Origin of the sequence: Micromonospora sp. NPDC049060 (assembly GCF_040649055.1) — a bacterium.
GTDB lineage: Bacteria > Actinomycetota > Actinomycetes > Mycobacteriales > Micromonosporaceae > Micromonospora > Micromonospora reichwaldensis.
The window spans coordinates 1-14,395 of sequence record NZ_JBEZEV010000124.1; the positions used below are offsets into that span (position 1 = coordinate 1).

The 14,395-nt window shown below is 74.9% G+C and carries 12 protein-coding genes, 1 pseudogene and 1 riboswitch; of the genes and pseudogenes, 7 read left to right on the top strand and 6 right to left on the bottom strand.

Going from position 1 to position 14,395, the window contains the following annotated elements; genetic code table 11:
* Positions 1-121: 121 nt before the first annotated feature.
* The 4 genes and pseudogenes from AB0B83_RS28320 to AB0B83_RS28335 all read right to left on the bottom strand — a co-directional run.
* Positions 122-1,198, bottom strand: a pseudogene (locus AB0B83_RS28320) (MFS transporter); the annotation flags it as partial.
* A 193-nt stretch (positions 1,199-1,391) separates the two neighbouring features.
* Positions 1,392-2,441 (bottom strand): hypothetical protein, encoded by a 1,050-nt coding sequence (locus AB0B83_RS28325; RefSeq protein WP_357580719.1) that lies wholly within the window; start codon positions 2,439-2,441, stop codon positions 1,392-1,394.
* A gap of 52 nt (positions 2,442-2,493) precedes the next feature.
* Positions 2,494-3,543 carry a hypothetical protein gene (locus AB0B83_RS28330; protein WP_357580720.1) on the bottom strand — a complete coding sequence of 350 codons (1,050 nt, stop codon included), beginning with the start codon at positions 3,541-3,543 and terminating at the stop codon, positions 2,494-2,496.
* A gap of 46 nt (positions 3,544-3,589) precedes the next feature.
* Entirely contained in the window at positions 3,590-5,215 is a 1,626-nt protein-coding gene (locus tag AB0B83_RS28335; protein ID WP_357580721.1) for a protein kinase, read from the bottom strand.
* A gap of 273 nt (positions 5,216-5,488) precedes the next feature.
* Between AB0B83_RS28335 and AB0B83_RS28340 the strand changes: the two genes are divergently transcribed.
* Complete coding sequence (locus tag AB0B83_RS28340; protein ID WP_357580722.1) at positions 5,489-7,048, top strand: ATP-binding protein; 1,560 nt, start codon at positions 5,489-5,491, stop codon at positions 7,046-7,048.
* A gap of 21 nt (positions 7,049-7,069) precedes the next feature.
* Here AB0B83_RS28340 and AB0B83_RS28345 read toward each other — a convergent pair whose 3' ends face one another.
* Both AB0B83_RS28345 and AB0B83_RS28350 read right to left on the bottom strand, forming a co-directional pair.
* Positions 7,070-7,909 (bottom strand): SPFH domain-containing protein, encoded by an 840-nt coding sequence (locus AB0B83_RS28345; RefSeq protein ID WP_357580723.1) that lies wholly within the window; start codon positions 7,907-7,909, stop codon positions 7,070-7,072.
* A 94-nt stretch (positions 7,910-8,003) separates the two neighbouring features.
* Positions 8,004-9,239: an MFS transporter gene (locus tag AB0B83_RS28350; RefSeq protein WP_357580724.1), complete on the bottom strand. Its 1,236-nt coding sequence runs from the start codon at positions 9,237-9,239 to the stop codon at positions 8,004-8,006.
* A 289-nt stretch (positions 9,240-9,528) separates the two neighbouring features.
* Here AB0B83_RS28350 and AB0B83_RS28355 point away from each other — a divergent pair, with 289 nt between their 5' ends.
* From AB0B83_RS28355 to AB0B83_RS28380, 6 genes are all read left to right on the top strand, one after another.
* Positions 9,529-10,221: an RraA family protein gene (locus AB0B83_RS28355; protein WP_357580725.1), complete on the top strand. Its 693-nt coding sequence runs from the start codon at positions 9,529-9,531 to the stop codon at positions 10,219-10,221.
* Positions 10,222-10,302: 81 nt separating this feature from the next.
* Positions 10,303-10,414, top strand: a riboswitch (SAM riboswitch).
* A 31-nt stretch (positions 10,415-10,445) separates the two neighbouring features.
* Positions 10,446-10,577 (top strand): hypothetical protein, encoded by a 132-nt coding sequence (locus AB0B83_RS28360; protein WP_357580726.1) that lies wholly within the window; start codon positions 10,446-10,448, stop codon positions 10,575-10,577.
* Between the two features lie 110 nt (positions 10,578-10,687).
* Complete coding sequence (locus tag AB0B83_RS28365; RefSeq protein WP_357580727.1) at positions 10,688-11,542, top strand: ABC transporter substrate-binding protein; 855 nt, start codon at positions 10,688-10,690, stop codon at positions 11,540-11,542.
* 40 nt (positions 11,543-11,582) lie between these two features.
* On the top strand, positions 11,583-12,362 hold the full coding sequence (locus AB0B83_RS28370; protein ID WP_311413527.1) for an amino acid ABC transporter permease: 780 nt from the start codon (positions 11,583-11,585) through the stop codon (positions 12,360-12,362).
* Positions 12,359-13,102: an amino acid ABC transporter ATP-binding protein gene (locus AB0B83_RS28375; protein ID WP_357580728.1), complete on the top strand. Its 744-nt coding sequence runs from the start codon at positions 12,359-12,361 to the stop codon at positions 13,100-13,102. Before AB0B83_RS28370 ends, AB0B83_RS28375 begins: the two co-directional genes overlap by 4 nt.
* 106 nt (positions 13,103-13,208) lie before the next feature.
* Entirely contained in the window at positions 13,209-14,318 is a 1,110-nt protein-coding gene (locus AB0B83_RS28380) for an N-acetylmuramoyl-L-alanine amidase (protein ID WP_357580729.1), read from the top strand.
* Positions 14,319-14,395: the final 77 nt, after the last annotated feature.

Here is a 14,395-nt window from a genome sequence, read left to right on the forward strand (position 1 = left end):
CTTCGTGCGGTAGTGCCGGACGAAGCCGGTCGGCATCCGGCCCGGCATGGCCTCGTTGAGGGCGTAGAGGTAGGGACTGCTCGCCGCTTCCAGGTAGCGCGAAGCCGGCCGGCCGGGCGGACAGCGCCCCCGCGACCAGGGCCAGCGCCGACAGCGCCAACAGACCGGCGTACCCCCGGGCGGTCAGCCGCTCCCCCGCCGGGGCCAGCAGGCCGCCCACGGCCACCCCGAGCCAGGTGAGCAGGAGCAGCAGCGGCACGGTCGCCTCGCCGACGCCGGTGTCCCGGGCCAGCAGCGGCGTGTACTCGTCGAGGGCGCCCCAGACGGCCGCGACGACCGCGACCAGCAGCACCGCCGCGCGCACGGTCCGGTCGGCGCGGACCTCGGCGAGCCCCGCCCGCAGGCTCGCCCACCAGCCGAGGTCCTCGTCGTCGTCCGCCCCTCCGTCGTGCCCGGTCCGCTCCGGTCCCCCGTCGCGCCCGGGCCCGTCCGGTCCGCCGTCGCCCACGACGAAGGCGGGCGCGGCGTCGGCCCGGACGGAGTCGGTGTCGGCCCGGACGGAGTCGGCGTCGGCCCGGACGGACTCGGCGTCGGCATCGGCGGTCTCGCGTCGACGGTGTTCGGGGAGACGGGTGGCGACGGCGGCGGCGAGCAGGCAGGCGAGCACGCTCGCCACACCGACGGCCGGGTAGCCGCCAACGGCAAACACGGGACCGGCCAGCAGGATCGAGGCGAGCACGCCGATCGTCCCGGCCGTCTTCGCCCGGCCGATGACGCGGGCGTAGCGGCCGGCAGCGCCCAGGCGGTCGAGTTCGGTGAAGACCAGCGCCTCCAGCGCGCCCGAGGCGAGCGCCCCGCCGGCGCCCCAGAGCACGAACCCGACGGCGAAGGCCGGGTACGAGGGCACGAGCACCCAGAGGGCGAAGCCGGCGGCGGTGAGCACCGGCGCGAGGCTGAGCAGCAGCCGCCGGGAGACCGCGTCGGCGAACGCGCCGGAGGGCACCTCCAGCAGGATGCTGGCGGCCGACCAGATCACGAACAGCGACGAGATCTGCCACACCGACAGTCCGGTGTCGCTGAACAGCAGCGCGTACAGCGGATAGAGCAGGACGAGTTCGCTGAGGAACGCGTACCCGTAGAGGGTGGCCGCCAGCCGGCGGACGCGCGCGTCGGACGCGCGCGGAGGGTGGACAGTCATGGGACCTTCCCGTGAGGACGAAGCGGACGCCGGACGTACGGCGACCGCGGCGGCCCACGGCAGTGGCCCCTAGCAGTGCATCAACATCGCCACGTCATGCCGCGATGGTAGCCGCGCCGGCCCGGGCCGTCACGCCCTTCGCCGGACACGCGCCGGGGTGGGATCCGATGTGGATCCCACCCCGGCGGTGTGGTCAGCGGCGGCGTTGCTCGCCCTCCAGCGGCGGGATCACCATGGTGGCCTCGCTGTCCTCGCCGGCCGGGCGGGCCGGGACGGTGGCGCCGCCCGAGGTGACCCGGGTGGCGTCCGGGTCGCCCTGTCGCGGCACGGGCACGGTCGGGTCGGTGTCGACGCGGGGACCGGAGACCACCTGCGTGGCGTCCGGGTCCGCCCCGACGCGCGGGGCGGAGACCACCTGGGTGGCCTCCGGGTCGGTGTCGACGCGGGAACCGGAGACCACCTGCGTGGCGTCCGGGTCGCCGCCGTGCGTGGCCGCCGCGGCGAGGTGGGCCTCGCTGTCGCGGCGTCCGGCCTGGTAGGCGCGCGCGTGCGTGGCGATCAGCCGCGACTCCTGCTCGGCCCGGCTCAGCCACGACTCCCAGCGGCTCTGCATGGGACGGACCAGCCCGCCGCCCACCCCGACGACGAGGATGCCGCCGACGGTGGCCAGCACCGCGATCAGCACCGGAGTGGTGACCGCGGTGGCCACGCCGATCTGGTTGAGCGCGGCGATGACGCCCAGGCCGAGGATGAACACGGAGGCGATGCTGGCCAGGAGCCGGCCGTACGACAGCCCGCCGAGGGCGCCGCTGATGATGTCCTTCACCGCGTTGGCGATGGCGGCGGCCACCACGACGATGACGATCGCGACGAAGGCCCGGGGCAGCCAGGCGATCACACCAGCGATCAGGTCGGAGATGGGGTTCGGCCCCCAGATGCCGAAGGCCAGCTGGAGGGTCACCAGCAGCACCCCGTAGTAGGCCAGCTTGGCGACGATGTCACTGGCGTCGTACCGGGAGCGGGCCAGGGCCCGGCGGACCCCGCCGCGTTCCACGGCACGGTCGAAGCCCACCCGCTCCAGCACCTTGTCCACGATCTTCAGCACGGCCTTGGCGATCAGCCAGCCGGCCACCAGGATCGCCACGAAGGCGACGGCCTTGGGCAGGAACAGCATCACCGACCGGAGGGCGTCCCCCACCGCGTCGCCGAAGTTGTCTCTCATCGGAATTCCTCCACACGGCATCCGGGTTCGTCCGGCCCGACCTACCCCCGGCGGCGACCGGGGAAACGCCCGGTCAGCGGCGCCGGCACCCGTAGGACACCGGGGCCTGGGCCTGCACCGGAGCCGGTGAGGTGATGTTGACCGTGGCCGTCTCGGTCGTGCTGCCCACGCCGCTGAAGGCCCAGCGCAGCGTCAACTCGACGGTGCGCTGGCCGTACCCGACCCGCTCGGTGAGCAGGCTGCCGGGCGCGCTGCCGGTACGCAGCCACTGGTAACGGATCTCCCCCGCCCGGCCGTTTGTCGACACGGTGGCGACCACGTCGACGGTGACGTCGCACCGGTCGCCGGCCGGCTGCGGCACCGCCACCGTCACCCCGGTCACCTCGAGCGGACTGATCCGCTGCCAGAGGTAGAGGCCGACGGCGGCGAGCAGCGCGACGGTCAGCAGGGTCGACAGCACCGAGGCCGCCGTCCGCCACGGCGACCGCCGTCGCGCCGGCGCCGGCCACGCGGGTGCCGGTGGTGGGGTCGTCGGCACGCCCGGCCCGAACCGCACCTCCCCGCCGGGCGGGACGGCGTGCCCGCCGGGCTGGCCGAGCTGCGTCCCCGGACCGGGCGCGGTGGTACGCCCGGCACCGGCCACGTGCCCGACCTCCGTGGCCGTCGCCCGGGCGGTCCACTCCCCCGGCGCGTGCCGCGCCGCCGGCCACGGCCCGGGGCCCCCGCCCAGGGCGCGCTGCGGCATCGTCGCCTCGCCGAGGTCCGGACGCACGGTCGCCGCACCGTGGGCCGGGGACGCCGTCGGCTCCCCCGCCGCCAGGCGCACGGTCGCCTCACCCGAAGCCGGGGACGGTGCCGTCCCCGCCAGGTACATGGTCGTGTCGCGCGAAGGCGGGTGCGTCGTCGGCTCCCCCGCCGCCAGGCGCACGGTCGCCTCATCGGAGGCAAGGCGCGCGGTCGGCTGCCCACCGGCCAGGTGCACCGTCGCGTCGCGCGAGGGCAGGTGCGCGGTGGGCTCCGCCTGTGGCTGCGGCTGGTGGACGTTCAGGCGGGCGGTCGCGGCGCCGTCGTCCGGCTGGCGGCGGGCGGGCAGCGCCTCGGTCGGGTCGTTCGGCTGGGTCACGGCGGCCCGCCCTCCGTCGTCGTGGTCGGCATCGAAGTGTCCGGTTTCAGCCCGGCGTGCAGAACGAGCGCAGCGTCACGTACACCGGCGGGCCCTCGGGCGAGGCGTTGCCGGCCTCGTCCACGGCGACGACCCGGACCGGGATCCGGGTGCTGCTCTTCGGCTGGGGCAGCTCGCCCAGGACGCCCCGGAACACCCCGCGCGCGCCCGACGCCATGGGCACCTCGGTGGTGCGACCGTCCAGCGTGTACCGCAGGCTCACCCTCAGCTCCCCGGTGGCCGTACGGTCGTCGGCGACGACCGCGGAGATCGTGCTGGACGTCGGCCCGTACGGGCAGCCGCGCGGGTCGAGTTCGCCCGGGCTGGCCGCGACCCGGTCGACGGAGGGCGCGACGGTGTCCGCCGGCGCGGCGCTGGCGCTGGCCGACGCGGTCGGCGGGGCGGGGGCCGACGTCGTCGGCGCGCCGGTACCGGCCGGCTCCGGTGCGGCCGTCGTCGCCGTCGGTGCGACGGGAGGCGTCGGGCTGGGCGTCGTCCCGGCCGTCGGGCTCGGCGCGGGGGCCGACTCGGAGGGCGCACCCGTCGGCTCCGCCGGCGCCTCGGGTGCGGGCGTCCCGGCAGCGGGCAGCGGCTCCTCGCGGCCGGCGTAGCTGAACCCGGCGCCGCCGAGCAGCAGCGCCGCCGCCAGCCCGCCGCCGACCAGCGCCGCGCGGGCCCGCCCGGACCGCAGCCACGTCCACCGGTCCGTCGCCTCGCCGAACGCGGTGCTGGCCACGCTGGTGGCCCCGCCCGTGCCGTCCGGGAACGGCAGGAGTGCGGCGAGCAGGGCCGCCCTCCTGGCCAGCTCGCGCAGGCCACGCTCCTCCCACCGCCGGCCGTACGCGTCGGCCGCCACCCGCTCCAGCACGGCGAGGAAGACCTGGGCGGGTTGCGGCCGCTCGGCCGGTTGCTTGGCCATGCCGTGCCGCAGCAGTTCGTGCACCGGCTCGGGGGCCGGTTCGGTGGGGATCGGCGCGTGGGCGTGCTGCTGGCGCAGGGTGAGCAGGTTCCGCCCGTCGAAGGGCGGGCGGCCAGTGAGGCACTCGTAGAAGGTGGCGGTGGCCGCGTAGATGTCGCAGGCCGGGCTCGCCGGGGCGCCCGTCCACTGCTCGGGGGCCATGTAGCGGGGAGTGCCGGTGACGCTGACCCCGGAGCTCTCGCCCACCGGCATGGCGATGCCGAAATCGGCCAGTTTGCTGGTGCCCTCGGCGGTGACCAGGACGTTCTCCGGCTTGTAGTCGCGGTGCACGACGCCCCGGGCGTGCGCCGCGCCGAGCCCGGCCAGCGAGCCCTTGAGGACGCAGAGCGCCGACTCCGGCGTCGTCGCTCCGTGCGCGCGCAGCAGCTGCCGCAGCGACACGCCGTTCACCAGTTCCATGACGATCGCCGCGCCGCCGGGCGACTCGACGTACTCGTAGAGGCGGGAGACGTGCGGGTCGTCGATGCCGGCCAGCAGCCGGGCCTCGGCGCGGAACGCGGTGCGGAACGCCGGGTCGTCACCGATGCCGCCGGTGAGGTACTTGATCGCCACCGGGGTGCCGGTCGCCTCGTGCACGGCGAGGTCCACCCGGCCGGACGCGCCGGCGCCGAGCTGCCGCACCGGGCGGTAGCCGGAGACCTGCCAGCCGGTCACGCGTGCACCTCCCCGTTCTGGGGACGGTGGGGCCGTCCCCCGGTCGCCATTGTGGTCGCGGGAGCCGGCGCGGCCATCGGCGCAACGGCTGCTTCCGGCCCCCGGACGTCCGGGGCGTCCCGGCGGGTGGCGGCATGGTCGGTTACGGACACACGTCACTGGTACCACCCGCCGGCAACCGCACCGCGCCACGGCGCTCCCAGCCGGGCCGGCTGGACTAGGGTGCAGGCCGTGGGCAGCGAGGCGACTCCCGAGGCAGCGACCCGTCGGCCGATGACGACCCGGCGGTGGCTCACTGTCCTGTTGCTGACGATGACCGCCCTGGTCCTGCTCGGCGGGGGCGCCGGCGCCGCCGCGCTGAGGCACACCGCCGCGGTCTCCAACCACCTCGCCGACCAGGTCGCCCCGGCCCGTACGGCGGTCGGCCAGCTCGACAGCGGCCTGCTCGCCCAGGCGGCGGCCGTACGCGGCCACGTCGTCACCGCCGACCCGCGATTCCTCGACGCGTACCGGCGGGGCGTCGAGAGCGAACGCGCGACCATGTCCCGGCTGCACGAGCTGCTCGCCGGCGAGCCGGAGGCGCTGGCCGACCTCGACCGGGCGCAGCGGCTGGCCGACCGCTGGCGCACCGAGTACGCCGAACGCCTGGTCGCCGCCCGGCAGGCCGGCGGGACGCCGGAGGAGCTGGCGCCGCTGGTGACCGGGGACGCGGAGACCTTCGCGGCGGTACGCGCCGAGCTGACCGGGCTGGTCGCCCGCCTCGACGGGATCCGGGACGCCGGCCGGGACGACCTCGACCGGGCCCGGGCGCTGCGGGACCTGACCTTCGTGGCGATCCTGGCGGCCCTGCTGCTGTGCGGGATCGTCGGATCCGTGCTGGTGCGCACGCGGGTGCTGCGCCCGTTGGACCGGCTGGGCGCCTCGGTGCGGCAGGTGGCCGGCGGCGACTTCCGGCACCGGCTGCGGCCCGACGGCCCCGCCGACATCGCCCGGCTGACAAGTGACGTGGAGACGATGCGCCGCACCGTGGTGGAGGCGTGGGAGCGCAGCCAGCACGACCGGGACGCCCTGGAACAGCAGGCGGCCGAGCTGCGCCGCTCCAACGAGGACCTGGAGCAGTTCGCGTACGTGGCGTCGCACGACCTGCAGGAGCCGCTGCGCAAGGTGGCGTCGTTCTGCCAGATGCTGGAGCGCCGCTACGCCGACCAGCTCGACGACCGCGCCCGGCAGTACATCGGCTTCGCCGTCGACGGGGCCAGCCGGATGCAGGAGCTGATCAACGACCTGCTGACGTTCTCCCGGATCGGCCGGGTCTACGGTGAGCTGCGGGAGGTCGACCTGGCCGAGGTGTTCGCGCAGGCCGAGTCGAACCTGTCCCGGGCGGTGGACGAGTCCGGCGCGACGATCACCCGCGACCCGCTGCCCACCGTGCGGGGCGAACCGACCCTGCTGACCATGCTCTGGCAGAACCTGCTGGGCAACGCGGTCAAGTTCCGCAGCCCCGACCGGGCGCCGCTGATCCGGGTGACGGTGACGGAGACCCCGCAGGACTGGTCCTTCGCCGTCGAGGACAACGGCATCGGCATCGACCCCCGGTACGCCGAGAAGATCTTCGTCATCTTCCAGCGCCTGCACCCCCGTGGCACGTACCCGGGCACCGGCATCGGGCTCGCGGTGTGCAAGAAGGTCGTCGAGTTCCACGGCGGCACGTTGAGCCTGGACGAGGCGTACCGCGACGGGACCCGCTTCGTGTTCACGATGCCGCGGCTGCCGACGGCGGTCGTACCCGCGCAGCCCGGCGAGCCGGCCGCGGAGTCGGCGGCCGGGGTCTGAGAGACTGCCCGCCGCCCCGGGTCAGGCCTGCGGGCGCCGGTGGCCGTCACCGGGCACCGGCGCGGCGGGTTCCGGGCGCTGCGCCGCCGGTGGCTCCGCGTCGCGGGTGAACTTGTCGAAGAAGCGCAGCAGCTCCACCGGGAACGGCATCACCAGCGTGCTGTTCTTCTCGGCCGCCACGTCCACCACCGTCTGCAACAGCCGCAGCTGGTAGGCCCCCGGCGTGCCCGCCATCGCCCGGGACGCGTCGGCGAGCCGGCGGGACGCCTGGTACTCGCCGTCGGCGGCGATCACCCGGGCGCGGCGTTCGCGTTCCGCCTCGGCCTGGCGGGACATCGACCGTTTCATCCCCTCGGGCAGCGCGACGTCCTTGACCTCGACCCGCTCGATCAGCAGCCCCCACGGCCCCTCCGTCGGCGCGTCGATGACCGCCTTCAGCTCGGCGTTGACCCGGTCCCGGTCGCCGAGCACGGTGTCCAGGTCGGCCTTGCCGATCACCGAACGCAGGGCGGTCTGTGCCACCTGGAGCACGGCCGAGGGGTAGTCGTGGACGTTCACCAGCGCCTTCACCGGGTCGACGACCCGGTAGTAGACCACCGCGTCGACGGTGAGGGTGACGTTGTCCCGGGTGATCGCCCCCTGCGGAGGCACCCCGATGACGGTCGTCTGCATGCTGACCCGGACCATCCGGTCGGCGACCGGGACGATCAGCCGCAGGCCGGGCTCCCGGACCGGCGTCAGCACCCGGCCGAAGCGGAAGACGACGCCGCGCTGGTACTGCTGCACCAGCCGGACGCTCAGCGCGCCGACGAGCGCCAGGAGCGCGGCCACGATCACCACGACGACCACGACCGCTTCCACGGCACCCCCGATCCGAACGGCTCCCCGGGCCGCCCCTTTCCCGCTGCGCCGGGAAGTAGTCCCGGCGCAGCGGGTGGCCGGCCGGCCCGCCGGATCAGCCGGCCGACCCGCCGCGGCCGGAGAGGCGGGCGGAAACCAGCGCGATCCCGCACGCCGCGACGGCGCTCAGCGGGGCGATCAGGAAGCCGACGGTCACCTCGCCCGCCGCGTCCAGCACCACACCGGTCACCGCCGCGCCGCCCGCGCTGCCCACCGAGAACGCCGTGGCCGCCCAGGCGAACGCCTCGGCCACCGTGCCGGTGGGCGCCACGTCGTCGATCGCGACGAAGGCGATGGTCAGCAGCGCCGGCAGCGCGAGCCCGCTGACCGCCATCAGCGCCAGCATCGCGGGCGGGGCCGGGGTGAGCAGCAACGGCAGGTAGCCGGCGGCGAAGACGCCGACCACGCGCGGCAGCGTGGCGTGCCGGCGCAGTCCGCCGAAGCGCACGTAGAGCAGGCCGCCGACCAGCGCCCCGGTCGCCTGCGCGGCGAGCAGCCAGCCGGCCCAGGACCGGGCCCCGGCCGCCTCGGCGTATCCGGTCGCGGCGACTGTCACGCTCCCCACCGCCGCGCCGACCAGCAGCAGCGCCCCGAGGACCAGTCGGAGCCGGCCGGCGCGCAGCGGCCCGGCCCAGTGGCGTACCGCCGGCTCGCCCCGCCAGCGCCGGACCGCGTCGGTCGTGGCGAACCACGCGGTGCCGGCGGCCTGGAAGCCCGCGGCGGCGGCCAGGCCGCCAGTCGGGCCGGCCAGGCCCACGGCGGCGAGCGTGACCACCGGGCCGAGGATGAAGATCAGCTCCTGGACGGCGATGTCCAGGGTGTACGCGGTCTGCACCCGGTGCGCGGGGAGCAGGTCGCGCCAGAGCACCCGCAGGCACGACTCGAACGGGGGCGCGCCCGCCCCGGCCAGGGCGGCGGCGAACACGGTGACCGGCAGGTTGACGTGCGCGGCGGTGAGGGCGAAGCCGATCGTCGACGCCGCCACGGAGAGCCACAGCACCGGCGGCTGCCGCCAGCGCTGCGCCATCCGGGCGAGCATCGGCTGGCCCACGGCGGTGCCGGCGGTGAACGCGCCGACCAGCAGGCCCGCGACGGTCAGCGTCATCGTCTCGCGGGCGAAGACGAGCAGGGCCAGGGGCGCCGCGCCGAGCGGGAGCCGGCCGAGCAGGCTGGCCGCCAGGACCCGGGCGGTCTGCGGCGCCCGCAGCACCGCGAGGGCGGAGGTGTCGGTGGGGTCGGCGGGCGGGTGGTCGGCGGGCGGTACGAGTTGGCGGTGATCGGATCCGGGCATGACTGAGCGCTCCCGAGCGTGGCGGAGATGGACCGGGGGGCGGTGGAGTGCCGGGCCGGTCAGGGAACGTAGTCGGAGCGATCGTGACCGTCGCCGTAGAGCGGGAGGTCCGGGGTGACCCAGAGGCCGTGCACGGCGGCGACGGCATGCGGCGGGATCACGCTGGACAGTCTAGACCCGAACGCCGCCACCGGTGGGGGCCAGCCGCGCCGGATTGGCCCTGGCCACCGCGCCGACCGGCCCCCCTACGATGACGGCCCACGACTCGCCGCACCGCCGGGAGGACGTCATGCGGGAGCGCTTCGCCGACCTGTCCACGCCGCTGATCGCCGACGCCTGCGTACGCCTCGGCGTGCCCCCGCGCGCGGCGCCGGCCGGGATCCGGGCGGTCGTCCCCGGTCACCGCCTCGTGGGCCGGGCGCTGCCGGTGCGCCACCACGGCAGCGTGGACGTGTTCCTGGAGGCGTACGAGAACGCGACCCCGGGCGACGTGCTCGTGATCGACAACGGCGGCCGGAGCGACGAGGCGTGCGTCGGGGACCTGGCGGTGCTGGAGGGCGTCGCGGCCGGGATCGCCGGGCTCGTCGTCTGGGGCCTGCACCGGGACACGCCCGAGCTGGTGGAGATCGGCTTGCCCGTCTTCAGCTACGGCAGCCTCCCGTCAGGCCCGGGCCGCCTCGACGCGCGGGAGCCGGAGACGCTCACCAGCGCCCGGGTCGGGCCGCACGTGGTGACCGCCGACGACCTCGTCGTCGCCGACGACGACGGGGTGCTGTTCGTGCCCGCCGCACGGGCCGCGGAGCTGTTCGCGGCGGCGGAGCGCATCGGGACCGTCGAGCGGGTCCAGGCGCGGCGGATCCGCGCCGGGGAGACGCTGCGGGAGCAGACCGCCTTCGCCGACTACCTGGCCCGCCGCGCCGCCGACCCCGCCCACACCTTCCGGCAGCACCTGCGGCAGGTCGGCGGGGCGATCGAGGAGTGACCGGGTGTCACCGCAGGCGCGCGTGAGGGTGGTCATAGCGGCTGGACGCCCCACCGTGGCGGGCTGCTAGCCTCGTCGGCAGGTCATGAGCGCCAGCGTCAAGCCCCGGCTCGCTGGCCGGCAACCCTCGTCCGCGCAGGGGTGCCCCGGGTGAGGACCAGGCACCGGAGCGGCTCCGGTGCAAGCGCGGCCTGGTTCCCAGGTCGTCCCGACCGAGGAGAGCCATGTCCTTCCGCATCTGCGCCCCACCGGCGGTCCCCGCCGTGGCCCCGACGTCGCCGGCGCTGATCCGGCGCCGCCACATCGACATGATGCGGGTCTGCGCCACCTCCTGTCGCCCCGGCGACGCGCGCTAGCCGCGCCACCCCTTCTTTCCCCGAACCATTCCAGCGGTACGCCCACCGGGCGCACCGTCGGCGACGCGCGCCCCGTGCCCGTCGCCGCAGACACCTCATCGGAGACACCTGTGCGAGTCCTTTCCTCCCTCACCCGCGCCGCCGCCCTCGGCGTGGCCGCCGTCCTGGCCGCCACCGCCCTGACCGCCTGCGGCGACGACGCGGCCGGCGCGGCCGACAACCCGTACGGCCTGCTCCAGCCGGGCGTGCTGCGCACCGGCACGCTCACCGACGCCCCGCCGAACGTCTACCTCAAGGACGGCAAGTTCACCGGCTTCGACAACGACCTGCTCGTCGCGGTCGCCGGGAAGGTCGGCCTGAAGGTGGAGTTCGTCGGCACCGACTTCTCCGCCCTGCTCTCCCAGGTCAACAACCGCAAGTTCGACGTCGGCAGCTCCTCGATCACGATCACGGAGGCGCGCAGGAAGACCGTCGACTTCGGCAACGGCTACGACTTCGGCCACTTCGGACTCGACGTGCCGGCCGGCTCGTCGATCACCGGCTTCGACCAGCTCGCCGGCAAGCGGGTCGTGGTCGTGCAGGGCACCGTCCAGGACGACTACGCCACCGGCGAGGGGCTCGACCCGGTGCGGGTGCCCGACTACAACGGCGCGATCAACCAGCTCAAGGCCGGCACGGCCGACGCCTGGATCGCCCCCGCCGAGATCGGCGACAAGTCGGCCGCCGACAGCGCCGGCAAGATCACCGTGGCGGCCAAGCTGCTCAGCCCGGCCCCGACGGCGTACGCGTTCGCCAAGGGCAACGACAAGCTGCGCGAGGCGCTCGACAAGGGCCTCGACGAGGTGATCGCGGACGGCACGTGGAGCCGCCTGCAGGCCCAGTACTACCCGGGCCGCCCGATCCCGGCCGACTTCACGCCGGGCAGCGGCACGGTCGCGGTGCCGTCGGCGTCGGCCACCTCCTGAGACGTACGGACGACGAGCGAGCGGGGCGGTAGGAGCGACGATGGATCCGTTGAGCACCCTGTGGGAGACCTTCTTCGACGCCGACTCCATGCGCGAGGCGCTGCCCGAGATGCTGACGGTGGGGCTGCCCAACACGCTGATCCTGGCGATCTCCGCCGCCCTGCTCGGCTCGGTGCTGGGCATGGCGCTGGCCGTCGCGGGCATCTCGCGTACGCGATGGTTGCGGTGGCCGGCGCGGGTCTACACCGACGTGTTCCGCGGCCTGCCCGCCGCGGCGACGATCCTGCTCATCGGCGTCGGCCTGGCGCCGCTGGGCATGCAGGTGTGGGGGCCCAACCCGTATCCGCTGGGCATCCTGGCGCTGTCGCTGATCGCGGCGGCCTACATCGGCGAGATCTTCCGCTCCGGCATCCAGTCGGTGGAGGCCGCCCAGTTGGAGGGGGCCCGGGCGCTGGGCCTGTCCTGGGGCGAGGCGATGCGCCTGGTGATCGTGCCGCAGGGGATCCGGCGGGTGCTGCCGGCCTGGGTGAACCAGCTGATCGCGCTCATCAAGGACTCCAGCCTGGTCTACTTCCTCGGCCTGCTGGCCAGCCAGCGGGAGCTGTTCCGGATCGGGCAGGACTACGCGGCGAACACCGGTAACCAGTCGGCGCTGCTGCTGGCCGGGCTGTTCTACCTGACGCTGACGGTTCCGCTGACGCACGCCGTCAACTGGATCGACCGGCGGCTGCGGCACGGCCGGCAGGCCGCCGCGCCCGCTGACGGCGACGACGACCTCGACCTGGCGCTGCCGGGCGCGGCGGGAGGGAACCAACGATGAGCATCGACACGACGACCTCGGTGAGCCTGAGCGTCCGCGACGTGCACCTGGCCTTCGGGTCGCACCGGGTGCTGCGCGGGGTGGACCTGGACGTGGCGCGCGGTGCGACGGCCTGCGTGATCGGCCCGTCCGGGTCGGGCAAGTCCACCCTGCTGCGCACGATCAACCGGCTGATCGAGCCCGACCGTGGCGACGTGCTGCTGGACGGGCGCAGCGTGCTGGCCGACGACCCGGACGCCCTGCGGCAGCGGATCGGCATGGTCTTCCAGCAGTTCAACCTCTTCCCGCACATGAGCGTGCTGCGCAACGTCACCCTCGCGCTGCGCCGCATCCGCAAGCTCGGTGAGGACGAGGCGGTGGCCGTCGCCCGCGAGCACCTGGAGCTGGTGGGGCTGGCGGCCAAGGCCGACGCCCGCCCGGCGCACCTGTCGGGCGGGCAGCAGCAGCGGGTCGCGATCGCCCGCGCGCTGGCGTTGCGCCCGCAGGTGATGCTCTTCGACGAGGCGACCTCCGCCCTGGACCCGGAGCTGGTCAAGGGCGTGCTCGGGCTGATGGCCGAGCTGTCCGCCGGGGGCATGACGATGGTGGTGGTCACCCACGAGATGGGCTTCGCCCGCGAGGTCGCCGACACGGTGGCGTTCATGGACCGCGGCGTGGTGCTGGAGGCCGGCGAGCCGGCCGCGATCTTCGAGCGGGCCGGGCATCCCCGGCTACGCCGCTTCCTCTCCCAGGTGCTCTAGCGCCCGGCCGACGCTTGGCAATATCCTCCACTGCACACGCGACGCCTGGAGTTCCTTTTCATGGGGCCGCCCCCGCCCCCACCTCCGGCCGCAGAGGAGAGACGCCATGCACGTCGAGAATTCCGCACTGGACCGCCGGACCCTGCTGCGGGCCGGCCTCGGCGCCGCCACGGTCGCGGTCGTCGGCAGCCAACTCGCCCTCCCCACCGCCGCACAGGCGGACCCCGGCACCGACCTGGACTGGATCTACAGCTGCGACGAGTGGGGCGCGCGCCCGCCGGCCGACCCGCTGGCGGTCAGCGCCATCCCCACCAACAAGATCATCGTGCACCACATGGCGTTCCCGAACGTCACCGACTACTCCGAGGCACAGGCGGTCAAGCTGGCCCGCGACTGCCAGAACCTGCACATGGACGGCAACGGCTGGTCCGACACCGGCCAGCACTTCACGATCAGCCGTGGCGGGTACGTCATGGAGGGACGCCGGGGCAGCCTGGAGCGGTTGCGCGCCGGCGACCGGCAGATGATCTCGGCGCACTGCCCGGGAGAGAACGGCAGGGCCATCGGCATCGAGAACGAGGGCACGTACGTCACCGAGACCCCGCCGGAGGCGCTGCTGGACTCGCTGGTCACGCTCTGCGCGACCATCTGCCGGCGGTACGGGCTGCACGCCCACGACATCTTCGGCCACTGGGACTTCCGCACCACCCTGTGCCCCGGGGCCGCCTTCTACGGTCAGTTCCCCGCCCTGCGCCGCCGGGTCTTCGAGGCCCTCGGCACCGACCTCGCCGACGTGCCGGCCCGCCGCTGGCCGGACCTGTGGCGCTTCGTCGGCTCCCCCAGCGTCCGGGTGGTGCAGTACCTGCTGGCCCACCGCGGCTACACCGTGCCGGTCAACAGCGTCTTCGACGCCGCCACCGTCGCCGCGGTGCAGGACTGGCAGTACCGCAACGGCATCGCGGTCGACGTCGACGCCACCCTCACCGCGCCCACCTGGGAGACCCTGGTGCCGGAGCTGGGCAAGGATGCCACCGGCCTCCCGGTCACCGCCGTGCAGTTCCTGCTGAACTTCCGGGGCCACCCCGGGGTCACCGTCACCGGCGAGTACGACCACCCGACCAGGACGGCCGTCAAGGACGTCCAGCGCGTCCACGGGCTGCCGGCCCACGGCAAGCTGGACCTCGACACCTGGTGCGCGCTCGTCGGCGGCCGGTGAATCCGGCGGCGCTCTCCGGCAGCTTCAGCCAGGTCTGGCGGGGGTGCAGGCCGATCAGGTTGTTCTGTGGCCGCAGC